Annotated in this window: 20 protein-coding genes; 6 read left to right on the forward strand and 14 right to left on the reverse strand. The window is 54.1% G+C overall.

Features of this window, described 5'->3' with window-relative positions; all coding sequences use genetic code 11:
- Positions 1-9 precede the first annotated feature (9 nt).
- From KOR42_RS04050 to KOR42_RS04060, 3 genes are all read left to right on the forward strand, one after another.
- Positions 10-744, forward strand: a complete 735-nt coding sequence (locus KOR42_RS04050) for a hypothetical protein (protein ID WP_146507325.1) — start codon at positions 10-12, stop codon at positions 742-744.
- Between the two features lie 117 nt (positions 745-861).
- Entirely contained in the window at positions 862-1,791 is a 930-nt protein-coding gene (locus KOR42_RS04055) for an SRPBCC family protein (RefSeq protein ID WP_197440842.1), read from the forward strand.
- A gap of 249 nt (positions 1,792-2,040) precedes the next feature.
- Positions 2,041-3,213, forward strand: coding sequence for a glycosyltransferase family 2 protein (locus KOR42_RS04060; RefSeq protein ID WP_197440843.1), 1,173 nt, complete (start codon positions 2,041-2,043; stop codon positions 3,211-3,213).
- A gap of 35 nt (positions 3,214-3,248) precedes the next feature.
- Here KOR42_RS04060 and KOR42_RS04065 read toward each other — a convergent pair whose 3' ends face one another.
- The 6 genes from KOR42_RS04065 to KOR42_RS04090 all read right to left on the reverse strand — a co-directional run bounded on the left by KOR42_RS04065 (position 3,249) and on the right by KOR42_RS04090 (position 9,498).
- Positions 3,249-3,659 carry a hypothetical protein gene (locus tag KOR42_RS04065; protein ID WP_146507328.1) on the reverse strand — a complete coding sequence of 137 codons (411 nt, stop codon included), beginning with the start codon at positions 3,657-3,659 and terminating at the stop codon, positions 3,249-3,251.
- A gap of 193 nt (positions 3,660-3,852) precedes the next feature.
- A complete protein-coding gene (locus KOR42_RS04070; RefSeq protein ID WP_231740627.1) occupies positions 3,853-5,046 on the reverse strand; it encodes a serine hydrolase domain-containing protein in 1,194 nt (397 codons plus the stop codon).
- An 81-nt stretch (positions 5,047-5,127) separates the two neighbouring features.
- Positions 5,128-5,886, reverse strand: a complete 759-nt coding sequence (locus tag KOR42_RS04075) for a hypothetical protein (RefSeq protein ID WP_146507330.1) — start codon at positions 5,884-5,886, stop codon at positions 5,128-5,130.
- Between the two features lie 287 nt (positions 5,887-6,173).
- The gene (locus KOR42_RS04080) at positions 6,174-7,499 is read right to left on the reverse strand and encodes a replication-associated recombination protein A (RefSeq protein WP_146507331.1); all 1,326 of its coding nucleotides are present in this window, start codon (positions 7,497-7,499) and stop codon (positions 6,174-6,176) included.
- A 115-nt stretch (positions 7,500-7,614) separates the two neighbouring features.
- A complete protein-coding gene (locus KOR42_RS04085) occupies positions 7,615-8,433 on the reverse strand; it encodes an HpcH/HpaI aldolase family protein (RefSeq protein WP_231740628.1) in 819 nt (272 codons plus the stop codon).
- A gap of 75 nt (positions 8,434-8,508) precedes the next feature.
- Positions 8,509-9,498: a hypothetical protein gene (locus KOR42_RS04090; RefSeq protein WP_146507332.1), complete on the reverse strand. Its 990-nt coding sequence runs from the start codon at positions 9,496-9,498 to the stop codon at positions 8,509-8,511.
- A 31-nt stretch (positions 9,499-9,529) separates the two neighbouring features.
- On the opposite strand from KOR42_RS04090, the gene KOR42_RS04095 reads away from it, so the two are divergent.
- Positions 9,530-10,609, forward strand: a complete 1,080-nt coding sequence (locus tag KOR42_RS04095; protein ID WP_231740629.1) for a hypothetical protein — start codon at positions 9,530-9,532, stop codon at positions 10,607-10,609.
- Between the two features lie 16 nt (positions 10,610-10,625).
- Here the strand turns inward: KOR42_RS04095 and KOR42_RS04100 are convergent, their stop codons facing one another.
- The 8 genes from KOR42_RS04100 to KOR42_RS04135 form a co-directional block, all read right to left on the reverse strand.
- Positions 10,626-11,087 carry a cupin domain-containing protein gene (locus tag KOR42_RS04100; RefSeq protein ID WP_146507334.1) on the reverse strand — a complete coding sequence of 154 codons (462 nt, stop codon included), beginning with the start codon at positions 11,085-11,087 and terminating at the stop codon, positions 10,626-10,628.
- A gap of 282 nt (positions 11,088-11,369) precedes the next feature.
- A complete protein-coding gene (locus KOR42_RS04105; protein ID WP_146507335.1) occupies positions 11,370-12,521 on the reverse strand; it encodes a hypothetical protein in 1,152 nt (383 codons plus the stop codon).
- 160 nt (positions 12,522-12,681) lie between these two features.
- Positions 12,682-13,848: a hypothetical protein gene (locus KOR42_RS04110; protein ID WP_146507336.1), complete on the reverse strand. Its 1,167-nt coding sequence runs from the start codon at positions 13,846-13,848 to the stop codon at positions 12,682-12,684.
- 104 nt (positions 13,849-13,952) lie between these two features.
- Positions 13,953-14,717: an RNA polymerase sigma factor gene (locus KOR42_RS04115; protein ID WP_146507337.1), complete on the reverse strand. Its 765-nt coding sequence runs from the start codon at positions 14,715-14,717 to the stop codon at positions 13,953-13,955.
- Positions 14,718-14,834: 117 nt separating this feature from the next.
- A complete protein-coding gene (locus KOR42_RS04120; RefSeq protein ID WP_146507338.1) occupies positions 14,835-17,366 on the reverse strand; it encodes a serine/threonine-protein kinase in 2,532 nt (843 codons plus the stop codon).
- A gap of 337 nt (positions 17,367-17,703) precedes the next feature.
- Positions 17,704-18,246, reverse strand: a complete 543-nt coding sequence (locus tag KOR42_RS04125) for a hypothetical protein (RefSeq protein WP_146507339.1) — start codon at positions 18,244-18,246, stop codon at positions 17,704-17,706.
- Between the two features lie 60 nt (positions 18,247-18,306).
- Positions 18,307-20,211: a M48 family metalloprotease gene (locus KOR42_RS04130; protein ID WP_146507340.1), complete on the reverse strand. Its 1,905-nt coding sequence runs from the start codon at positions 20,209-20,211 to the stop codon at positions 18,307-18,309.
- Positions 20,212-20,268: 57 nt separating this feature from the next.
- Positions 20,269-20,763, reverse strand: a complete 495-nt coding sequence (locus tag KOR42_RS04135) for a hypothetical protein (RefSeq protein WP_146507341.1) — start codon at positions 20,761-20,763, stop codon at positions 20,269-20,271.
- A gap of 498 nt (positions 20,764-21,261) precedes the next feature.
- On the opposite strand from KOR42_RS04135, the gene KOR42_RS04140 reads away from it, so the two are divergent.
- Both KOR42_RS04140 and KOR42_RS04145 read left to right on the forward strand, forming a co-directional pair.
- Positions 21,262-22,428: a TIGR03032 family protein gene (locus KOR42_RS04140; RefSeq protein ID WP_146507342.1), complete on the forward strand. Its 1,167-nt coding sequence runs from the start codon at positions 21,262-21,264 to the stop codon at positions 22,426-22,428.
- A gap of 83 nt (positions 22,429-22,511) precedes the next feature.
- Positions 22,512-25,133, forward strand: a complete 2,622-nt coding sequence (locus tag KOR42_RS04145) for a right-handed parallel beta-helix repeat-containing protein (RefSeq protein ID WP_146507343.1) — start codon at positions 22,512-22,514, stop codon at positions 25,131-25,133.
- Positions 25,134-25,267: the final 134 nt, after the last annotated feature.

A 25,267-nucleotide genomic window follows, 5' to 3' on the forward strand; every position in this document is an offset into this window, starting at 1 on the left:
GAATTTCACGTGCTCAAAATTCTTCCCCTTGCACTGATCGCTATTCTCCTTGGAGTTGCGGCAACTGAATTCCCAAATCCCTTCGAAATCCCGAAGGAGTTGCAACTCGACGCCAATGCCATGACCGCAGAACAGTCTGCACAGCTTGAAGCAGTCAAGAATGACAACGCCCAAAAGCATCATGCAATCATGGGGGCAATCATTGGAGCTGTCTTCGCTGGGTGCCTTGCTCTCGGAGGAAGCCTGCTGGCGAAACGCGGAATCCCCATCGCAACGATCTCCGGGGTAATTTTGGGAGGAGTGGGTGGAGCGATTGGCGGATATGCTTCGACATACCTGCTCCAGTACTTTCGGATTCACGAACAAGATCAGTTCGTCGAAGCACTTTCGATTCATGGCTCCTTCTTCATTCCCATCGCGATCGGCCTGTCCGTCGCCCTCATTATTTCCAAATCGATGCCCCCTTCGCCGGCGCTCACTCTCGTGATCGTTGCAGCGATCGGGAGCGGTCTGTACCCGCTGTTGGCTGCGATCGCCTTTCCGCTTCTTCAGTCAGATCGTGTTCCCCCAATGGGATCGGCCAACCGGGCACTCTGGCTTGGACTCCCGATCCTGTTCATCGCAGCCACGATGATTCGCCAAAAGCCAACCGAGCAGGCATCGGATGCCGAGACAACCGCAGAGAAACCCGCTCCAGTTCCCGAGCCGGAATCTGATGACAATGACTCCAGCGACGAAGCCTGAGGCACCAGTGTCAACCTGACGATTTATTCGATTCCCATGCGGTCCGTCGGACTCCGTCTATACCAAGGGCGCTCTTTCTTTAGTCGGTTCTCCTTCATTTCATTTTCGAGGCCAATCATGCCCAGTTATCAAGTCAGTCGTTCGATCAACATCGATGCTCCTCCTGAAGAGGTGTATGACAAAGTCGTTGACTACTCGACCTGGACGATCTGGTCTCCCTGGCTCTGCGCTGAGCCAGGCGCGAGAGTGACCGTCTCCGATGATTCGACGAGCGTTGGTTCGACTTATGCGTGGAGTGGGGAAATTGTCGGCGCGGGGGAACTCGAACACTTAAGCCTCGAACCCGGACAATTAATCGAAGATGAGATTCGGTTTATTAAACCATTCAAGTCCGTATCCGAGGTTCGTTTTCTGTTCACCCCCACTTCAGGAGGGACAGAAGTAACATGGCAGATGAATGGAAGTCTGCCATGGTTTCTTTTCTGGATGAAGTCGAGTTTAGAGTTATACATTGGGATGGATTACGAGCGCGGCCTGATGATGCTCAAAGAGTGGATCGAAACCGGAACCGTCGAATCGCAGACGAAAATCCGTGGGATTGAGTCCGTTGGCCCTCTCACTGTGTATGGCATCAGGAATAAGTGTTCATTCGACGACGTCGGCCCCTCAATGGAAGAAGCGATTTCCGAATCGAAGCAGCGTCTGGAGGACAGCAGTATTCCCATCGTCAGCGGCCCGCTGTCGGTCTACCACGAGATGGACTTGAAGCGGCGCACTTTCGACTTTACTAGCGGATTCGTCGTTTCGAGTTCCGCGAGACTTCCTGAAGGAATGTCGAATTGGGGCCTTCCGCCATGTAAAGCGCTCGCTGTCGAGCATCAAGGCCCCTACCGACATCTCGGAAACGCATGGAGTGCCGCCCACCAGTTTGCCCGCTACAAGAAACTCAAACAGAACAAATGCGGCGGTTACGAAATTTATCTGAACGATCCGTGCAACACGGAATCTGCCGACATTCGCACTGACATCTATTTGCCTCTGAAGTAGTCAGTGCGAATCAAACAACCTGTCGATTTCCACTGCTACGATTTCACACAGCCGCCATCGACGACACGGAATTGTCGGTCGAATGCGCGAAAAGTTTGTACACTCGAATGGTATGGATTGTTTCTTCATGAGAGCAGATTGTTCATCGTGAGGCTTTCGCCTGGGCTGTTGGACTCGAAAGATGGTCTCAATACAAACCAGTGACAGATGAAGCTGGACGAGTTTTGTGCAAACGATAGGAAATCCGTGATGATCGAAACATTGATGCTCGCATGCACCTGGGTCGCGAGTGGAGTGTCGATCTTCCTCGGAGTGGCGTATGTGATCACAGTCCGTCAGAGCAGCCTTTCCCGCCAACACCAGCCAGTCGAACTGGAAGCAACGCAAAGAGAACAGGCGAGAAAAGAACAAATCAGCGTGATCGTTCCCGCTCGCGATGAAGAGCTGGATTTGGCCAACGGGCTTGATTCGATCCTCGCTCAACAGAATGTCGATCTGGAAGTGATTGTGATCAACGATCACTCTTCCGATCGAACCGGGGAGATCGCCGACGAGTATGCGTCCAGAGATAGTCGTGTGACCGTGATTCACGATCCGCCGCTTCCGAAAGGATGGCTCGGAAAAGCGAACGCGATGGAGCATGGCCGGCTCATCGCCCAGCATGCCTGGATCGTCCTGACCGATGCAGATGTTGTTCATTCGCCAGAGTGTTTTGCAACGGCTATTCAGACAGCGCAAGACGACCAACTGGACATGCTCAGCCTCGGTCCGCGTTTCGACTTTCACTCCTTTTGGGAGAACGTGCTCCTGCCTCACGCTCTCATTGCCGGGGTCGTTCACTTTCTTTTTCAGAACGTGAATAGTGACTCATCTCCTCATGCCGCTGGTGCGGGCGCCTTCATCCTGCTTCAGAAGAAGGCCCTTGAAGAGATCGGGGCAATGGACTGCATTAAGACAGAGATGCTCGATGATGTTTCCATCGCGAATCGGGTCCGGCAAAGCGGGTTGCGCGTCAGGCTCTGGCTTGCTCCGGAGCTACTGCGTGTCCGACTCTTCAAAGGAAATCATCACGCTTTCTGGGGATTGACGAAGAATATTCTGGGAGTCGTGCCTCGTGACTGGATGGCACTGTTCGCAATGTGGCTTCCGATCTTCATGTATTGGATCCCGATTGCCACAGCGGTCGTTGGAATCGTTCAGGGGAATCTCCTGATGACGGTTTCCGGGATCGCCACTTATGTCATTCAAGCTCTGCTACTCATTCCCGCGACACAGCTTTGCACGCTACGTTTTGCAAAGGCATTGTGCTTCCCTCTGGCTGCATTCCCGATCATCTGCACGTTTTCTTCCGCGCTTATTCATCGCTGGAAGCGGAATGCCGTGCACTGGCGAGGCAGAACGATCGAACTTTCGAAATCGTAACCGCAATTCACTTCAGAGGCGGAATTCGAACCGGTCTAATCTCGTTGACGACCGATCGACCGCAATGCCGCTTTGTATGCGTTTCGAAATCCGCTCCGCGTCGATTCCAGTATCAGCTGACACGAAGGGCAGACGCGAAACTGCTTGGTCACGGGATGGCTACAACGAGGACAGGGGCGCTCTGCAGGACATTCCGGTTTCGTTGTCAACGGCGGAGATGAACGAACGTGTTCAGTCTTCGGATCCGGGGATTCCAACTGAAGTTCGTTTAAGAGGCGAAGTGCTCCCGTTTCGCTCATCAGTTCTTGTCGCGGCCGCGGGACTCTCACTGAGACTCCACAAGCGGGACAATTGACAACCTGTCCACTTTTCTGACGGCTTGCTCTAACAGCCCGTTGAACATTGCGGACTTCTGAGTAGCAGTCTGAGTTTTGGTTGGTTGCCATTGAGTGAGGTCGTGCTTGTTTTGAAGTGCCGGAAGTTGCTTTCGATGGCTCGGGAGAGACTTTGAACAGTTCAAAGTCTCTCCCGAGCCATCGAAAGCAACTTCCGGCACTTCAAAACAAGCACGACCTCACTCAATGGCAACCAACCAAAACTCAGACTGCTACTCAGAAGTCCGCAATGTTCAACGGGCTGCTAACCGAAGAGGTCGTGACCGCCCCAGGCGCGGATGCTTCCTTTGATTTTCCATGGAAGCCCATCGAGATCGCTGCCGAAGTTGGGGTCTTTCGAGCGGGTATTGACCGTCGCAGCCCAGACATGCTGGTCATTGATGCGAGCCAGAACAGAAGCTCCTCCGTTGAAGCTTCCCATGTGCCACCAGTTGTTTTGTTTGTTCACCGACCAGCCTTTGGCATAGTTCGGATTCACGGGTGACGGAGTCGTCATGGTTCGGAGGGTCGAGGAATTCAGCAGATCGGACGGATTGGGAAATCCATCGACGTGAGTCACGAGTCGCACGAGGTCTGTCGGCGTGGCGATCCATCCTCCATGCGCATCCATGCGAGTGACATTCATAATCTTATGATAGGCGTCTTCGTCCTGGCCGTAGTACGTCACCTCGTTGACTCGTTTGTCCGCGACCGAATTCCCTCCGATTTCGAATCCCAGATTCTTCATTCCGTGAGGCTGAAGGACGTATGCCTTGAAGGCATTCTCGTACGTCATTTTGAAACGCTTCTCGATACATCGCCCAAGCAGGCAGTATCCGAAGTTCGAATACGAATAGTTTTGACCAGGATCGTGATCGAGCGGGCGATTCTTCAATACCCAGCGAATGAGTCCGTCATGATCCAGATCAAGTGCTTCTCCCGAGAACATGGGATCTCGCGACTGATTTCCCCAGCCTCCGCAGGAATGTTCGAGGAGATGTCGGAGCGTGATGGCCTGGAGTCGTCTTTGGTTCGTTGCCCCGAGTGTTGCGATCTCATCCTTGTATCCGAGGATTCCGGAGCCGAAGACTTTCTGGTCGAGATGCCAGTAGTTCATCTCCATCAGCTTCATGACGAGGATCGAGGTGAGCGGTTTCGAAACGCTCGCAACTCGGAAACGGTGTTCGGGAGTGACACCGGTTTCGTGGTCAGCGTATCCTACACACATCACCAGCTTCAGCTTTCCTCGATAAGCCATCGCCAGGGAAAGTCCGGGGACGTTGTACTTGAGCATGAATTTGACCGCGTGATCTTTGATCTTCGCAGCTTCGGTCGGAGAGACTCCGTGAATATAGGAGGGAGTCTCTGCGGCTTGTGCACTCCAGCCAGTGCGGCTTCCAAGCAAGATCGATGAGGAGGCAGCAGCCTGAAGAAACGAACGGCGGTTCAATTGGAACAAGATCTTCATCCTCATCAAAGTTGCTGATCAACGGGATGGCGAAACGATTCCGTCGACGCGACTCAGCGAGATGCAGACATCCTACGGATTCATCACTGCGACGCGGCTTCCGGATTTTCCGTGACGCTTCACGACGAGAATCATCACCGGAACTCGACCATCCTTCTCAATAATCTCTTCGACCGTATACATCGAGTCAAGGAGCTTGGGATTGGCTCCTCCCGCTCCGGTCGACTCGACAACGTGCATGTTTCCTCCGGCAACACACTGGTTGCGATAAGATTGAATGACTGCCACATGTCCCGGGCTGCGCTTGACGGAGTTGCCGCTCATCCAGACGAGCAGGTGTGCCTGGCGTATTGAATTGGGATCATTCACTGCTTTGGCTGTGGAGTAATAGGAAGCGGCCCCGGTGTTCCGTTTGACAGTTGGGGTGTCCGGCTTCTTTCCGTTTGCGATCAGGTAGTTGGTCACGAATCCGGAACAGTCGATTCCCAGTCGTTGATCGCAGTATGTATGAATCTTGGCCGGTGTTGGGTTTGGGATCTTTCCGGATAGAACCGCCCATTCGAGCGCCAACTGGTAGTCCTCGGGGGAACCTTTCCCCATGGCCGCATTGCGAATCTTCTTCTTGTTGTCCTGAAACCAGGTGTTGCGACGACCACCGGATGTGACGTGGTTGTAGTCGGTCCGCTCCTCCGTTCCCTCGTCCCAGTCCATCATGAAGTACTTTCGGATTTCAACTTTGGCTTTGGCCTCCCGGCAAATCGTCCCTGTGTCCTGAACATAGGAGACGCTGAGGTTTCGGTACTGCTTCATGAATTCGACAGGTGACACCATGACTGCACTCCTCGCTGGCTGAAAGAATCGGAACTGCCCTGAGTGAGGGTGACGATCGATCTGCGAGTTCTCGACAGCAATTGCCAGAAGTTATCGTCCCTCACTTTCATAGTGCGCAGCATGGCTCGAAATGTGACACTCAGAGCGAAAGTTTCTCTGAAGAGGTCGCATTCACCGAAAGAGTGGGGCAGGGGAATTCGACTCCCAAGCTTCGCCCGGAAGCCATGGGGAGTGTGCCCGACTGGCTTCTTAGCGGAGGCTGAAAACAGTCGGTGGAGACTCGTCCGTTATTCCGGGAGGTCGTCCTGCTTTCGCGTGCGGAGCTTTTCCAGTCTTCGTTTCAGAATGCTTTCGTATCCGCGATCGACCGGGGAGTAGTAGGTCTTCGGGACTCCGAGATAGTCCTGGGCGACCCAGCCATCTTCGCTGTTGTGGCTGTACTGATAGCCTTCCCCATGGCCGAGAGACTTCGCCCCAGCGTAGTGTGCATCTTTGAGGTGTTCCGGAACCGGGAGCGATCGGTGATTCTCGACGTCTTCGATCGCGGCGTTGATCGCCATGTAAGAGGCATTCGATTTCGGACAGCTGGCCAGATACGTCACAGCCTGTGCCAGGATGATTCGGCATTCGGGCATTCCGACGCGCTCGGTCGCTTCGGCGGCGGAGTTCGCGAGCACGAGTCCGTGAGGGTCCGCGTTTCCGACATCCTCACTGGCCAGAATGACAAGCCGTCTGGCAATGAATCTCGGGTCTTCACCCGCGACCAGCATTCTCGCGAGCCAGTAGATCGCGGCGTCCGGATCGCTGCCTCGAATGCTTTTGATGAAGGCACTCGTCACATCGTAGTGTTGATCTCCCGAAGCATCGTAGACAACCGCCTTCTTCTGGATCGACTCTTGAGCAACGGTGAGGTCAAAGACCGAGTGCTTCTCCCCGAGCGAAAGCACTCCGATTTCGAGAGCGGTGAGAGCGCGTCGAGCGTCCCCTTCGGAGACTTCGGCGAGGAACTCAATCGCTTCGTCAGTCGCCTCAACGTGTGTCGAACCGAGCCCCCGCTGTTTGTCGGTCAGCGCTCTCCATAGCAGTTGCGAAATGTCTTCCTGAGAGATCGGTTTGAATTCGAAGACCTGGCTGCGGCTGATCAAGGCAGATGCCAGCGAGAAAAAAGGATTGGCAGTCGTCGCGGCGATCAGGTTGACCACTCCGCTCTCGACGTCGGGAAGGAGGACATCCTGTTGAGTGCGGTTGAAGTGGTGAAGTTCGTCCACGAACAGAATCGTTCTTCCATCCCCCCGCGAGAGTCGATCTCTCGCATCGTTCAACTCAGTGCGAAGTTCTTTGACGCCAGCCGCTGCCGCATTCAGGATTCGAAAACTGCAACGAGTCTGAGATGCAATGACTTGACCCAGCGACGTTTTGCCCGTCCCCGGAGGACCGTAGAAGATCATGGAGCCGAGGCGGTCTGCCTGGAGCATCCGCCGCAGGAGCATGCCTTCTCCAAGGAAGTGTTGCTGGCCGACGAATTCATCCAGGTTCTGGGGGCGCATCCGGGCAGCCAACGGCTGGGCAGCTGTCCGCTCCTGTTCTTCCTGCTTGTCGAATAGTCCAGCCATCATCTGTGTCCTGTGAAAACGAATCCCCCACTGTAGCTCGCGAATGTTTCACGTGAAACCAACGGGTCTGACTGTTCGAACTCCCGAGAGCATTCGCGGTCGCGAGCGAGTTCTTCTAACTCGACTGCGGATCCTTCAGGGTCGAAAGAGTTTCCTTCGCGGCACTGGCGAGGAGGATTGCATCCACGCTGGAGGTGATCAATGTGCACCCGCGCTCGATATACGGCTGCACCGCGGAAGCTGAAACTCCGAACCATCCGACAGGCATGTTCGCCCGCTGGCAGGTTTCGAGAACTCGATCAATCGCTGCGACGACTTCCGGATCGTCGAGCTGGCCCATTTTCCCCATGCTTGCCGAGAGGTCATACGGCCCGAGTTGAATGGCGTCCACTCCTTCGACCTGAACGATCTCCTCGATGCACGCCGCTGACGAAATGTGTTCTGCCTGAACGATGACCGCCACGTGTTCGTTCGCGGTGCTGACATACTCTTCGAACTTTTGTCCGTAGCGATGGGCACGCGCCAGCCCGACTCCTCTTGATCCCTGCGGAGAGTATCGCGCCCAGTTCACGATGTCTCGTGCCTGTTCAGCAGAGTTGACCATCGGAGCGATGACGCCAGCAGCTCCGAGATCGAGCACTTTCTTGATTGAGCTTTCGGTGGCTGTCGGGACTCGAATTACACAGGCGATCCGGTGGTCGACCGCGCGAACAATATTCAGAAGTTCCGCTGTTTCCAGCGGGCCATGTTCGCCGTCAATGAACAGCCAGTCGTAGCCGATGTCTGCCAGGATCTCGGCGACTGCAGGATCGGCAAGAGTGACCATGGTGCCTTGCAGGAGATTTCCCGCCTTCAATCTTGTCCGAAACGTCTGATCCATTTTCTCACTTTCCATCGAATGCTGGTCAGGCTCGCTCAGCAAGACAACGCGCATGCTGGGATTCCGTCGTGAGTCTAGATCAGACACGCTGTCGACTTCCATTCACCCGTTCACGAAGCTTCCGTTCGGTCATTCGGATGCTTCATGGACCCGGGTGTCAACGACATCATCAGACAGGTAAAGCTGCTGCCGAATCTCGAAGTATGAGTTCACCTGGTCCGAGAGTTCAGCGGCTGCCGCCTCGGCGTATCGCAAGGCATCACGGTGCAGTCTGTCTGTGAGAAGTTCAAGATTCGCTTCTTCGTCGTCTCCCAAGGTGAAGTCCCAGATCATGCCGGTGATGAGATTCTGACCGGGAGCTTTGAAGTCAAAAGAGCCCAGCAGGTTCCCGGATTCGACTTCGAACAGATAGGCGACTCCGACAATTGCTCCCAAATCATAGTTGTCATCCCCCGTTGCTTCGGGTGCGATGATCTCCTCCGGGGTGACGATCAGAACGTACTCGAGATCCTGAAACCGCTCGTAAGCCGTTTGAAGTTTCTCGGGATCGCGCATCGTCAGCTTGGGGAAGAGCTTTGTTTCTCCAGTATTGAATTCCCAAGTCTTCTGGTCGTTCACTGAGTCGTCGCCAGGAAAGAGAAACATGCATCCCGCATTCCCATAGGGGAGTTCGTCCGTTTCTCGAAATTCGATCGTCGACGGAAACGAAAGGCTTTGAGCATCGATGATTTCCTGCATCGCGGCGAGATCGGCCTCGTTGAGGTCATCCGAGTCTGAGTACAACTCCAAGAGCATCTTCGCTTCTCGGTAGGTCACGTAAGAGGTCGTTGGTTCGCCCTGTGTGGCGACGCTTTTCACAATCTGGTCGATGCGGGACATCTTCTGATCAGCCGAGCCAGAAAACTGTTCGTGGATGGAATCGATCCTTGACTGGCACCCGGTCGAGCCCAGCCAGAGCAATGCAGCGATCAGGTAGAGTTGAGTTAGAACGACGCGCCGAGCCATAATCTGTTTCGCAGAATGGAATGTTCGATCGGCTGCGAGCCCAGTTTGGGTTCTTGCTCGATTGTTGTGGTCGACAGTCGACTCACCGGAATTCTTTGGTTGGACGGGTATCATGGCTTCCTCAATTTCTGGAGATCGAACAGACATGGACGAAAGGACGGAAGAGGATTGGAATCGCATGATCGATGAAGCACTGGCTGCTTCCGACCCGCTTCTCTCCAACTTCCTGATTACACGTTGTCACCACTTGCTTTCGGAAGCACTTCGAGCTGCGATCGGTCCGGAAACCGGTGCGAACTTCCATAGCTGGGCTGTGTGGGGATCTCGAAAGGCGGGAGTCACGATTCGTCAGGAGGACCGCGATCAGGCAGCCCGGGACGCGACTTTCGTGGCAGGTTGCGTCGGCGGAGTTGTCGGACTGATCGTGGGAGGACTGACGGGCCAGTGGACAGGATTGTCGCTGTTCGTGTCTCTCCTGGTTTGGATTACTCTGGGCGCTCTGACCGGAGGCTTCTGCGGATATCAACTTGCTCGATACACGCGCCGTGCTGCGTCTCGAAGAATCCTCGACGGGAACCGGCTCGTCCTCGATGACATTGGGCGGGCGACGGCGTGCTACCTCCAGTATGTCCGGGATTCGGAAGCGAACTCGGATGAGGCGAACTTCGCTTCGGTCCTGGAGACGATCGATGAGATGTCGAGAAAGTCGCGGACCGAGAATCTGCTGGGACGGGCATTCACTCAGTACGAGTCCGCCCGGGTTGGTGCCGATCTGGACAATCGAGTCGAAGCGACGTATTTCGGAAACTGTCTGGCGATCTTGCATGAGCATATCCGTTTACAGCCTTTGATCTCTCAGTCTCTTCCGTTTCTCATTCGAAAGTGTGTCACCGAGCGGTTGATGACGTTTAGTGTTGGAGAAGAAACGCTCTCTGTCCACGAGGATGTTCCTCCGCTCGACGAGGCCATTTTCCCTCCGGCTCTGCGAGAGCTGACCAATCCTGAACTCCTCGAGTTTCTCACTCCTCCGGACGGGTGGGACACCGGCCGCTCCAACCTTGAGCAAACACGAGCTTCCGACTGGACCGTACTCAAAGAGCGAATGGGTTACATTGTGAATCTGTTTCGGACTCGCCAGCTGGAGTCAGACGTCGTTGCTGCCCCGTACGACTCGCAACAGTTCGCGTCGATTGCCAGCGGTCAATACCCGGCTCGACCGTGGTAGCCAAAGTCATTCGGCATCATTCGAGGCTGGGGGGAACGAACTCGATACCATACCGGGCACCGATCTCCGCCATCTCCTGAAGATCTGGAATCTCCGTGGGGGAAAGCCTGGAGAACTCTTCCACGAAGTTTTCGAAGCCGCTTGGCTCGCAGATGATCATGACCTGCCCCGGCTCCGATTCAAGGTTGCGAAACTGATGTGGAATGTTTCGAGGTGCGAACACCACATCTCCCGGACCCACTGTCTTCCGTTCGCCATCGATTTCGAATTCGAACCGCCCTTGGAGAACATGGAATGTCTCTGACTCGCGACGATGCACGTGCCGGGGTGGGCCAGCCAAAGGAGGAACAATCGTGTGCAGGAGTGTGAATGCTGCAGCGGTCTCCTCTCCCGTCAACTTGATTGTGATGAGGTCTCCGCCGATCACTTCGTACTCTTGACCTTCACCTGCAGGGACGATTTTCGGTAGAGGATTCATGGCTGGTTCCAATGTTGTCTGGGGGCTGTTGTACTGACTGTGTTGTCTTCTACTGAGTTGTCTTTTACTGAAATGGAAACACGAGTGCGTTCCACAGACTTAAAAAAGCCGTCGACCCTCCGGAACGAATTCCGGAGAGCCGAGCGACCTTCCCACTCACACTTCACGGCTGCGTTGATCGAGAACATTTTCTGATTGGGTGTGCACTCACTCGCACGAGCAATCTCAGCCTTTTCCCTGATAGAGAAGTTCAAGCGAGTGCACAGGAAAGAGCAACTTGCTCTAAGGAGTCGTCTGGAGTTGTTGCCAGTTGCTGCTGAACAGGTCAGAGTTTGGATCGTAGAAGGGATCGTCGGTGACCACGTAGTCTCCGAGTCCGTTGGAAAAGGCGTAGTCGTATTCGTAGGGAAGCTCGACTTCGTAGCCCGTTGACGGGTCGTAGTAGGTTTCCACTTCGCGAATCATCTCACTGAACTCACGGGCTGAGCGGTCGATCGATTCCTGTCGGTACTCCCAGGATTCCTGATTGCTGCGAGCGATCTCTTCGTAGGTCTGTCGCATGATCTGCTGTCGTTGTTGTGCTCCCTTTTGGCGGATCCGGGCGATGTTTCGATGGAACTGATTGATCGCTTTGAGCCAGGCCGGGTTCTGTCGCATCGAGCTGAGGGCAGTGGCGAAGATGGATTCGTAGTTGCTCCATTTGGCCTTGGGGGCTCTCATGAGGAACATGTTGCTGGCGGTGTAACTCTGCATTCCGGTCGAGGCAAAGTCGGTCCGGGTCAGCTGGACAACGACCACTTCCTGAAACTCAACGCCGTTCATCGTGTAGCTGATCCGCGCTTCGACGAAGTCGAGATAGAGTTTCGATCCCATCGCCTCGATCTGGTCGAGTCCGTATTTGACGAGTTCTTTTCGCAGAGCCTGAGCAAGGTCGTTTCTGGGAGTCACCGAAGTCACGACAGCTCCCGGTCGGTAGTTTGGAATGATGACGTTCTGAACGACTCCGGCCGCATCGAGCGGAGCAGCCAGGGGAGCCCCACTTTGCTGCATCATCTGTCGCATGTATGGGTCCGCAAACCAGAGCCACGAGTAGGCGGGAAGCAACTCGATCGATGCCTCCTGATTGCCGCTCATCGCGGAGAAACTTTCGTAGTAGAAGGGCTGATACTCCTGGTACGTTTGAGCCCATTGCACTCCGCCAGCGACTTGCCAGCTTCCGGGAAGAAGAAAGGTCCGGCAGACAACCGGCTTTCCGAATCCCTGGTTGTCGTAGAGCTTGACCTGTCGAACGTGAAGGGCGGGGCGTTGGCTTCCTCCGACATCAGCTGGGCGTCGTGAGTCTGCTGCCGACAGGCAAGGTGGAATCAATTTGAAGATGGAACAGAACAGAACGATCGAAACACAAAGCGTTTTGAAGGGTGGGCGGGTCAGCATTGAATTCACTCCGAAGAGGGTTAAAGGTGAGGTCCCTCCCAGTACAGCCAGCTACCGCGAGTGTGACAGGCGATTCGAGAAAAAATTGGAAGCTGGCTACGAACACAAAAAAAGCCCCCGCATCCGTCGGATGCAGGGGCTTGCCGGAGTTCACTTTGGTTTAGGCTTTGTGGAAAGCCATTGTCGTTCCGAGTTCAGGAAACTGCACGAAGAGCATTCCGTTTTCGAACCAGAAAGGAAGCTGCTGTGGTCCGTCTCCGCCGTTCAGGAACAGTGTGTTGCCTTGAACCCGGAAGCTTCCGTTGTCGTTCTCTTGTGACTTTTGTCCGTATCCGTCGACTGTCACCATTTGCAGCGAGAACTGGCCTTGAGCGTTGAAAGTGACTCCGATGTACAATTGCACTCCGTTGACGGTGTCCTGAAGGTACCACTGTCCGACGACTGGGTTGTTCTGAGCGGGAGCGTTGTTTCCGAATCCGCCGCCGTTGAAGCCTCCGCCACCGTTGAACTCGCCGTTATTGAAACCGCCACCGTTCATTCCTCCGTTGTTGAATCCACCATTCCCAGCGGGAGGGAAGTTGGAGGTCGGAGTGTGACCGCCTTGTTGAACAGGTCCCGGAGGCTGTGGGCGACCGCCAGTCGTTGGAGGGGTCTGGACCAGCGGGCCGCCCCCAGTTCCGCTCGTTGGTGTGTGGCCAGCATTCCCGGCCGGAGCACCTGAGCTTCCGTAATCCCCGAATTTTTCTGAATTCACCAGACTTGGAAGTGATCCTGGAATTCTTTCAGCCACGAGGTAGGCCACGTCCATGTCGTCAGAAGAAGCCATCAGGGTCGCTGGTGATCCCTGGAGTTCGTTCGGAGCCCCGCTCGAAAGCTGAGGAAATCCGACGAAGATTTGTTCTGCCCCTTCGACCATGTGGCGAAGCGTCACGATGATGCGTCGGTTCGAGTCAACAATCCATCCCGCAGTGTGGAACTCTTTGCCATCGGGGTAGACAGCAATGACGAGCACGGTCGCTTGTTGAACGGACTGAGTCAGATCCTGTGGAGCTGGAGGAAGATTTTGCTGAGCAGTTTGAGCGGGTTGATCCGTTGCTGGCTGAGCAGGAGTATCCTGATCGACTGGGCCGCTGGCAGGTGTTGATTGAGAAGGTGGTGGTTCGAGTCCCCATTCTTCGTATTCTGAAGCATCGATCGACGCAGTTGCTGGACCGCTGAAACTTGGCCCTGCGATGGCGTTCACAGCGGTGCTTCCGAAAGCGACTGACAAGACGAGAGCGTTGAAGAAAGAGCGACGAAACAGTTGGTTGAGTGATGGGAAAAACATGGTTGAACTCCGGTTTGTGTTGAGTGGTTATCATTCAGACACTCCCCTTACAGCTCACTTCCACAGCTGTGACACACCCGCCGAAGTTTTTCCAGAATTTTCTGTCACTCCTTGCTGAGGTTCTCCCAAACGCTCGGCAGAAACTCTTTCACCTGGTCGTAGAGCCCCAGCTGAATCAATTCGTCCTCGATTCGTTCTTGCGACGCAACTTCAATTCCGTCCATGACTTCTGCGACGAGGAATTCCGCAAAGCGAACCCGGGCCCGTCGCAGTTGTTGTCGCGTCTGGTCCGCTCGGGCGGTCTTCCCGATTTTCTCGCTGAGACGGGCTGCCAGCTCGTCTGAAGTTTCGTCGGGAAAGTCCGTCCGCAGTTTCAGCACCGTGTAGGCGATGCTTCCCGGGTGAGTCTTCTGATAGTCTTCCAGCCGATTCCAGGTGAGGTCCAAAACCTGTCGCTGCCAGCTGTCTTCCCATGTGGCTTCGGATTCGTCGTCAGATGGAGGAGCGACCTCGGCGGCATCTGAATCGACGGTTTTGCGGACCTTCTTCTTCGCCCACATGTTGCGTGTCATGTTTCGGACGGCGACTTTCAAAAGGTCTCGAAACCGACCCTTGCTCGGATCTGCACCGGCGAAATCGCCCTGCAGGAGCCGGACCATGACGTCTTGCGTCAAATCGTCCGCTTCGTCTTCGCTGCGAGTCATCGCGCGAACGTACCCCCGAATTGCGGCGGAGTACCTCATTACGAGGTATTGTCGCGCTTCCGCTCCGCCTGCCATTGACTCACCGTGAGCCCGCTGCACCATACTCCACCGGGTCGGTTGGGCATCGAATCTTGAAACAAACTCATCCGGATTCGGAGCTGTCATGTCGCTCTCTTTCAAATCTCGAGCTGGCGATTCCCCGCTCTCACATCGAAGCAGGAGACATGAAGCTAACGATATCGCGCTTGCAAGTGCACAGAGAAGAGCAATGCGCAGCGAACGTCAACGGATTTGTTTCGTCTCTCGTGACTGAAGAAGCAACCGGTCGAGTTCCTCTTCGAATCGATGTTGCTGCCGGACGTTCTTCCAGAAAGCGGAATCCTCTGGGCTGTTTTGATCTTCGCCGACGGATCGGTAAATCTGCTCAGACTCTTTGAGGAGTGCGATGGCTTCTTCGAGCGACGTAATTCGAGAACTGATTGCGGAGCGATCGTTGGCCTGGTCGACGATCAGAGTCGCTGTCAGATCGAGAAGATCTGCGAATTCGAGAGCCTGCGCCCGAGGCCAGTTTTCTGTCTTGCGTTCGCGAGCGATTTGAAGAGCCTGCCGAATGTGATCGACAGCATCGGCATATCGAAGCCGAGACTGCTGAGCTTGAGCGATCAACGTGTGCGATCGTTGGAGGAGCTTCTGAGAGTTGGCGGGATCGAGCAGCTCAAATTCCTGAGAGACCTGAAGATGCTCAGCCGCTGTCTCCAGCATGTCGTCGACGAGTTGCAACTGCTGTTCGAACTCAAAACGCCGTTCAAGAAGTTCCGCCTGCCGAGTCTTGATGATCGAGCTGTCAGGGATTTCACTGGCGAGTCGCAGCTGCAAATCGATCGCTGTTTGAATTGATTGAAGTGCTTCATTGAGCTGATTGTCAGATTGCTGAACCTCGGAAATAAAGCTGAGGCGGTCGGTCAACTCAAAGGTTTTGCGAGTGCTGTCACCTTCGGTTTGGCTCAGCAAGTCGACTCCCATCGTGAGGTAATCGATTGCTTCTCCCGACCGGTTTTGTTCCGCCGCCTGCGCGGATGCTTCGAGTAGCAGGCCGATTCTCCAAGCGAGATTCGAAACAACCTCGGTTCCTTTGTCTGAATCCGTCTGAGAATCGAGGAGCAATTGTCCTTCTTCGAGCAAGCTGAGATAAGCCTCGATTTGCTCCTCCGCGGTCAACTGTTGAAGATTGAGGTCCAACTCCATTTCTCGAGCAGCAAGTCGAGTCACTTCTCCAGCTGGCGGGAGAGGTTTCGGAAGCTGATCGATCTGCGACAAAGCCGTCGCGATTTCATCAGATGCGGAGTTCGTTTCGGCGAGCTGTTGAAACAGTCGCGCGCGTTCGAGATGCAGGTTGGCCCGGTCGATCGTTGACTGAATCGATGCTTCTTTCGAGTCATCTTGCGGAGACAGCTTCAGCGCATCCTCCAGACTTTGCAGCGCCTGACGAAGGCTTTCCGAAGTCGCGAAGGCAGGATCGGATTGGACGCGGGCGATTTGCAGATACGCTTGAGCAATGTACTCGGCCAGCTTTTCGTCGGCAGCCACATCGAGTTGCAGTTGGTGAAGGTGGGTTAATGTTTTGGCAACGAGATCACTTCGTTGAGTTCCCCCACCTGCAAGTCGGGCAAGTGCGGGGATATGGTCATTGACAAGCCACCGGCCGAGTTCCTGGCTTTCATTGAAGAGGCGTTCGTTTCGATCGAGTTCGGACTGCAATCGCTCGACATGGAATGAGACGCCAGCGAGTCCTCCCATCACCGCCAGGCCGATCATCGCGAGGAAGACGGTGAGCACCGGATGGCGGCGCGACCATTTGTAGCCTTGCTCCCAAAGCGGAGTTTTTCTCGCCCGAATCGGTTCGCTGTTCAGATACCTTTCGAGGTCTTCAGACAATTCCAATGCAGATGAATATCGCTTGCGAGTTTGTTTTTGCAGGCACTTCAGACAGATGGTTTCGAGATCGGTCGGAACGCGCGGCTGAAGTTTCCTTGGGGGAACGGGATCGGTCGTCATGACGAGCATGATGGTTTGCATCAACTCGGACGTTTGAAACGGAGGCCGCCCGGTCAGCATTTCGTAGATCAACGCCCCGATTGCATAGACATCACATTCCGGGCCGAGTTGTTTGACGACTCCGCTTGCCTGCTCCGGAGCCATGTAGCTGGGAGTTCCAATGATCTCTCCAGTCCGCGTGCGGTCACCACTTGTGCCGAGTGGTTTGGCGAGTCCGAAGTCCATCACTTTCACGATGCCATCGTTCGTCACCATCACGTTCGAAGGTTTGAGATCGCGATGCAGAATTCCGGATTCGTGACACGCATGGACTGCTTTGGCGATATCATTCGCGAGCTTGGCGGACTGTTTCGGAGTCGGAAGTTGTTCACGAATCAGTTCCGAGACCGTCTTCCCCTGAATCACTTCCATGGCGAGATACGGAATCGAACCAGCCTCGCCTGCCTCAAAAATGTGGCACACGCCGGGATGTTTGACTGCGGCGACAGCGCGTGCTTCAGCCTGAAAACGTTCGAGCATTTCAGGAGTGGAAGCTGCTCCCCCAGCGACGACTTTCAGTGCAACTTGTCGTTTCAGCTTCAGGTCTTCAGCCAGATAGACCTGTCCCATACCTCCTTTTCCGAGGATGGAAAGAATGCGGTATCCGGGAATTTCCGGTGTGATCGGAGTTTGAGAATCGTCGGATGACGTCGTGCTTTCATCGCCCCCGGCGAAAGTTCCGAGTAGATCGGTTTCAAAATTGTGGAGTCGTTCCGTCATTGGCTGACGGGTGTGAAACCCGGTATTGATTGGTTGTCGAGCGAGAGGTCATTGACTCGCATGAGGACACCTTGACGCAGAAGTCGACTGGTGAAAAGGAGGAGGTGTAAGAACGAAAAAATCTCGTAAAGGCGCGGTGAGCAACTCACCGACACCGTCACGAGAATTTAGATTCAGTTCACGTTTCCGAGATTCCGTCGTTCTCAAATCGCACGATGTTACCGGTTGACCTTTCGAGCAGTTGCTGGAAGGGTTTGGGAGAGCTTGCACAAATGACCTCATCCATTCAAAATCGCGAGAGTAGAGAAGCGACGAAAATAGTCTCGAGGAACAAGCTCTAGCGGCCGGAGGCAGACATGAGTGTTTCAACTTCCTTTCGCATCTTAATGCGGTTGTTGTGCATGTAAGCACAGGTCATCCAGACTTGGGCTGGCGTCAACGCGTCGGACGGAGTTGTGAAGTTCATGTACAGCGTGTCGAATCCTGAAGTCATGCTGAAGAATCCGAGACCGGTCGTTTCGTTCTTCGTTGCGACTGCTTTAATCACAGCGGGAGGCATCGAGCCTTCGGTTTGTGCGACGGTGGTGTACGCGAGAAGTCCGAAGACTGGCTTGCCGGAGTAGTGACCAAGTTGTCGCAGTTCGAAAGTGATCTTGGATGTTTCGCCGTCCATTTCCCAAATGAGATTGTAAAACGTGACGCCGGAGTCAGTGGTCATTTCTTTGTAGAACAGTTCGTCGACCTGATCGAGAACCGCTTTCAGTTGCTCGTGAGCTTTCAGCAAAGCGGCGTCATCGTCCTGGGCGTTGCTGAACTGACCCATCGAAAGTGACAGGAGGGTTGCCAGGGCGAGGGTTGCAAGTGTGCGAGTAGTCAACATGAGTCATCTCCAAAGGTAGTCAAAGTTGCGGTTTTCAGGATTTTGTGAGTTACTTTTCAGTTACTTCAGCGGGACGACGGAGATCACTAATTCGCTGACCACGCCATCTTCAAATTGAACGGCCAGTCCCAAGTCACGATAGAGCTGATGAAGCTCGTCGAGTTGGAACAGGTTCGTAATTTCGACATCCCAGTCGCTGCCCAGGAGTCCTTCCAGAACTCCACGATTCATTCCCATCTCGAGAGTCGCATCATCTCCGCCGAGTCCCGGACGCTGAATTTTGACTGCTGGAGCCTTTTCAGAATCGAGGATGACAGCGAGAACTTCACGAGTGGCGAGAATGGTGATTCCCAGATCTTCGTACTTGTAATACTTGATGTTTTTCCCTTCGATCACTGGAATCTCGACATCAGCGGGTCCCAACGTCTTCAAAACTTCGTTGAGTGGTTGGCTCAGGCCGATCGTCTTTCCGTCAGCGAGTTCCACCGCCGTGATGGGTCGCCAGTCCTTGATTCCAAGTTGCTTGAACTCGGACTCTTTTTTGGGAGCCTTTCCAACAGCTTCGGATAGCTGCACATACTGTTCGTATGCAATCGGCCACCAGGAACTGGCGGAGGTCATTCCGTCGAGATACTTCTCGAACAACGCCAGAGCTGTCAGCTGATTGGCCGGATCTCCCGAAGTTGTGAGAGCGCGGGCCTGGTTGAACTGAAGGGCGGTTTCGAGTGCTTCCGCAACGAGATCGTTTCCTCGCTTCGTTTTCGCTTCCGCCAGAAGTCCGAGCGTTTGGACGACCAGATCCGAATCGAACCCACGAGCAGAGCCGGAGTTGATGAGAATGGACGCATGAACCAGAGGGTCAAGTTGAGAATCTTCAGGGTTGTTTCGGAGTGCGGTGAACACTTCGTCGAACCACTGTTCCGCCTGTCCCACATCTTTCCCGGCGGGGTGAATCAGGTAAGCGACTGCCAGGTTCGCTTTGACCATCAGGAGATCATCCTTGAGGCCGAGTCGTTCCTTCAAACGCAGAGCTTCTCGGAATGCACCGACTGCTTCGAACCAGAGGTCTGGGTCGACACCTCGAACTGTTGGTTCGAGAGATCCGGGCCGTCGATAGAATCCGCCGACGACGAGGTGGCCGATATTGAAGTTCTTGAGATCTTCGGCGTCGAGTCCGTCACAATATTGCATCAACAATGAGTAGCCGAGATTTGCCCAGGCTTCGTAGCATTCGGGGAACTCGACGGTAACATTTTCGAAACAGACTTGTGCATGAAGGTGATGCTGATTCTCAAGGAACATAACTCCGGTTTGGAATGAACTCAGCGAACGCCAAAGCGACTTCTGTCGTTCATCGTCGAAGAGGAACGTCGCTCGGTCTTCCCATGTCGGATGATTGACAGACAGCCCCTCGAACCGGCAGTAAGGAGTCGTGTTTTCACGCCATGCATGGAGGTCTTTGATCAACCCCTGACGTGAGTACCCGGCTTTGAATGCGAGTTGCATTCCGAACAAGTCCGCTTCGAGTTCCTGTTCGCGATTGCACGCCAGACGGATCGTCTGGAGTTTGTCTCCGAACTTTTCTCGAAACTCAACCGACTGGTGGTTGTGATCGAAGAACAAGTGGCCGAGTTCGTGGCCCAGTGTGAATGCGAGAGTATCTGGATCGTAGTCCGCGATCTCTTCGACAGTAGTGACGGTGATTTCGACATACGGAACGTCGACACCATCTTCCGTTCGGAATCCTGCGAATGCGTTGGCGAATCCCTTGTCAACGACGGTGACTTCGGGCGGCCAGACTTCCCAGCCGTCTGGGGTTTCCATGACAGCCAGGAGTCGTTGAAAAACTTCGTTGACGACTTTTTCGTGTCGTTCTGTGACTTCGGCGTGTGCGGCACGTTCTCCGAGTGAGAACACAAGTGCGGCGCAGCACGCGATCAACTTCATCGATCGTATGCGAAACATTGTCATTGTCCTCTGATGGTGACCCGTTCAGTGCAGAGAGGTCAGGTTGGCTTGGAGTTAGTGATCCGTGGCTCGTTGTTGAACAAAAATCTCTTCATTGATTGCCGTTGGTTTGGAATCGCTGTTTCGATTTGTCGTTCTCGCCAGAGGAGTCGGAGGAGTGCTCGTGTCTCCCCGGCTGGCGATTTGAGTGACCTCAACTGTCCACTGAACGTCTTCATCAGGCACTTTCGTGTCTCGAATTTCAACGATCGCGTGAACGGTTGTTTCTGATTTTGAGTCGGCATTGTCGCTGCTTTTGGCAGCGGAGTCCGATTCGATGTTGTTTTGCTTCGGGTTCATCGATCGAGAAGCCACGACCGAAACTGTGGTCAGGGATTTCGAAATATCCCCTGCCTGAGCTGCCTTCGAGACGGGAACGTCTTCGAAATTCTGGGTCTGTTTGGACGATGATTCAGGAGGAGTGGTGACCTGTGACAACACGACATTTGTTGCACTGCAAAGCAATCCGCCGGAAACACATACCGCCAAAATGGGTGTGGACTTTTTCATTCATCTCTCCGAGTTGGAATCTTCTTCCGGCTGCGAAATCACCATATTTCGTTTCAGTGATTATGCGCAACCCGTTGACCGGCTGCAATTCCCGTCGACGCGGACAGGAAAGCGATTCGCCGGCGTTCACTCACCCATACAGGCAGAGAATGAAGTTGTGACACAACAGCACAAGTTTTTCTCAGAATGGCTCCGGTCCCGCTTTTCCGGAACTCTGTTTCACAGATCTTTGCATCGAACGAGTGTGAACGACGAGGGAAAGAGCGAAGCAGAAGAGATGTCGATGGCTGGGGAAGCTTGAGTATTTTCACTTCAGTAAGCAGTGAAGACCGAAGTCGCTGAAAGTGGACATCGCCGTTGCAATCGCCTCAATCCTGACTGTCGGCCTACTTTCCCCAGAATCTCACCCCCGCATTGAGGAGCGATGGCGGACTGAAGCTGAATGAGTCGAACAACGAAGTGTCAGATTCTTAACACTTCCATTCTTCGTTGTTTGCCATGTCAGAGACCTCAAAAAATCCGGATCCTGCTCAACAGCCACAAGAAGGAGCCGAGGGAGGTACGGGCACAGGGCACCAGCTGCGAAGTGTGCATACATCTTCCGTCCCTGAGATTCTCGATCAACTGAAGAGTTCTCTGCTGGTGACGACCTATCAGGCGGGAAAGGTCATTCTGCTTCGCAATCAGGACGGTGTGCTGAATACGCACTTCCGAAGTTTTTCGAAGCCGATGGGCCTCGCGGTGAATGGAGGGCGTCTGGCGATTGGTTGCTCTCACGACATTTGGGAGTTCCAAAACCTCCCGGCGGCAGCTCAGCGAATTGAGCCCGTGGGGTCTCATGATGCGGCGTTCCTGCCCCGCAATTGCCATATCACCGGTGACGTGCGGATTCATGAGATGGCGTGGGTCTCGCGGGATCCGAACGAGTCTCCCGAACTCTGGTTCGTCAACACAGCTTTCTCTTGTTTGTCTGTTCGGAGTTCGGAGTACAGCTTCGAACCTGTCTGGAAGCCGAAGTTCATCTCTCAACTTCGGTCCGGCGATCAATGCCATCTCAACGGAATGGCTGTTCGTGACGGTCGAGTGCGATACGTTACTGCTCTCGGAACGACCGACACTGACGGGGGATGGAGAGAGAACAAACGGGATGGCGGAGTGCTGATCGATGTGGAAAGCGATGAAGTGATTTCGCGAAAGCTTTCGATGCCTCACTCACCTCGCTGGTATCGCGATCAGCTTTGGATTCTGCATTCCGGAACGGGCGGGTTCGGCAGGATCGATCTTGAAACGGGCAAGTACGAAGAAATCACACGGCTGCCAGGATTTACGCGGGGACTGACCTTTGCGGGCAATCTCGCGTTGATTGGCCTTTCGCAAGTTCGGGAGTCGGCAACCTTCAGTGGGATTCCCCTCTGTGATGAGCTGACCGAGCGGACGTGCGGTGTGTGGGTGGTTGATATTGAGACGGGTGCGACAGTCGGGTTTGTCAGATTCGAAGACGCAGTGCAGGAAATCTTTGCAGTGGAACTGCTCGGCGGAATGATTCGACCGGACTTGGTTACGGAAGACACCGCGTTGATTTCATGTTCTTACGTCCTCTCGGATGACGCGTTGGAACAGGTTTCTCCGGAGTTTCGAAGAGTCGATTCACCGGGACAGAAATAGTTTCATTCCAAGAGTTTTTTACACAAATCCTTTCGTCGACTTGGGCGTCTCATTGCCCCGGTGACAAGCTTCGGAGCCTCACTATGACCAGTAACTTCTTGAACCGAATTGTTCGTCCTTTTGTCTCGACTTGTGGACCGTTGATGCGGGGAGCGCAACGTCGCCGTCAACGAGTCGTGGGAAGTTCGCATTCGTCCGAAGGGCTTGAATCTCGAGTCCTGCTGGCGGGCGTTGTTGTGAGCAACGCGATTGATGTGACCAACGGAGACACTTCGTCCATTGCCAATCTGATTGCATCAGACGGAGGAGATGGAATTTCACTTCGCGAAGCGATCGATGCTGCCAATAACTCTGCCGGGGCGGATTCGATCACGTTTGACGCCTCTCTCTCAGGGCAGACGATTGGAATCGGTCCGTCAGGTCAGGGATCGTCGCTTGTCATTTCGGACTCTCTCGATATTGATGCATCCGGTCTGGCGAGCCCAGTGACGATCGACGGCCAAGGAGATATCACCCCATTCGTTATTGATAGTTCAGGTAATGGCGCCACTGTCGTTCTCGACGGACTGACAATTACCGATGGCTATGCATCGGTTGGTTCAAATGGTGGAAATATCCATGTCGCAGATTCAACGGATACGCTCTACCTGCGAAACAGCAATGTTAACGAAGGACTCGCGACTTATGGTGGTGGGTTGAACAACGCAGGAGGAACGGTTTACATCACCGATTCGGTGATTTCCAACAATGATGGAGGTTTCCATGGTGCGGGGATTCAAAACTCAGGAACTCTCACCGTTCAGAATTCGACTTTCTCCGGAAACGTCTCCGTGAGTTCCGGGGGAGCGATCTTTAACACAGGGAATCTGACCGTTACAGACTCTGTACTCGACAGCAACACTGTCACGGGCGATGAATACGGCGGCGGTATCTACAATGGAAGTGGAGGCACAGCAGTCATCACGAACTCCACGGTCAGTAACAATGTGGTTGGTGATGAAGGCGGAGGAATCTACAACGTCGGAAGCATGCAGATCCTCAATAGCACAATCAGCGGAAACGTCGGTGAACTAGTCGATGGAGATGCTGGCGGCGGTGGGATCTATAACCGCGGAACTCTCGATATTACCAATACGACAATCAGCGGAAATCAAGCCGGCGGTGGCGGTGGAGGGATCTTCAATTCAACTGGGAATCTGACGATCACCAACTCGACGATCTTTGGAAACTCTGCATCACATTCAGGGGATTTCGAAGGTGGCGGTGGCGGAATTCGAATTTCTGCCGGACAGGTCTCAATCTACAATTCCATTGTCATTGGCAACGATGAAATGGCTGGAGACAACCGGGAAGATATTTCAGGATCAGTTGACAGCAGCGGATTCAATATTTTCGGTGATTTGACGGGATCGACGATTAATGTTGTCGGCGCAGGCACAGACATTACAGGTGTCAACGCGATTGACGTGATTGAGCAGACGCTTGCCGACAATGGAGGTCCAACCCTGACGCACGCACTCGTCGAAGGCAGCCTCGCTATTAACGCCGGAAACAACGGCGATGCAACCGACGCCGGCAGCAACCCGCTGGCCACCGACCAGCGAGGAATCGGTTTCGATCGTATTCTTGGTAGCGCCGTCGATATCGGGGCTGTTGAATCCGGCGTGATCCCGATGTCATTCGTCGATGCCAACAACGATGGCGTCTTCAATGAGGGGGACGTCCTTCTCGGAGATGAACTCGCCGACGGCATCTTTGACACTCGACGCACGGAAGGCAACTACACTGAAGTCATCCATGGTGCGGGAGTCGTGATCCAGTCTACGATCGATGCCAGTTTCATTCAGATCAAAGCAGATGGCGACATTATCGTCGAATCAGATTTGATTGCCGACAACGACATCACTCTGAAGTCGAAGCACGGCAGCATCGTTGTCGTCGATTCAGCTGTCGATTCGATTGACGGAAGCGTCAAGATGCGGGCGAAAGACGATATCGTTGTGTTGGACGGTCTCGTTTTCGCAGGTGAAAGCGTCAAGCTGAATGCGAAACGGGACGTCTATCTCCTGGCTGACGTCATCGGTCAGGACATCAAAGTCGATGCGAAGGGTTGGGTTGTCGGATTCGACTCTGTCTTTGATGCCTACAACGGAGACCTCAAGATCTCCGGAACGGAAGGTGTCGAACTTCGTGGAGCTGAGCTGTTTGCCTTCGACAACATCAAAGTGAAGTCGAAAGGTCCCGTCATCGCGGAAGATTCATTCTGGAGTGCGATTGATACGCCAGAGTCCAGTGTCAAAGTCGCCGCGAAGGACGATGTCGTGCTGGACGGCAGCTGGGTCGAAGCGAGCGAGAAAGTTAGCATCGCTGCGGACGGAGACTTGTTTGCTGAAGCCGCTGTCATTCAAGCAGAAGGAGTCTCGTCAAAGGTTCGAATTGCAAGCAAAAGTGGAAACGCTTCAGTCTACAATGCGTCACTTCGAGCATCTGAAAAGATCTCTCTCAAAGCCTTCTACAATTTGGATCTGACTGATTCCAGCATCGGAATCACTGATGGAAGCATTAATGGCCGAGTGATCGCCAAGGCCGGCAACATTGATTTGGAGGGCTCAGAACTGGTCGCTCCGAACGGAATCACTGTTCGCGGTAGTATTCATGGGATTCCGAGTTTCGTCGATGACGACGGAACACTTCCGCTGATCTAATCTTCATTGCGGACGGAACGACAATGGGTTTGACCGGGGCTGAGAACAGAACCGGCCATCTCTGTTGAAAGTTTGACGATCACGCTGATCACAAAACCCTGTTGGGAGAACGCTTTTCCCAACAGGGTTTTTGC

The sequence above is a fragment of the Thalassoglobus neptunius genome (assembly GCF_007859735.1).
GTDB classification, from domain to species: domain Bacteria; phylum Planctomycetota; class Planctomycetia; order Planctomycetales; family Planctomycetaceae; genus Thalassoglobus; species Thalassoglobus neptunius.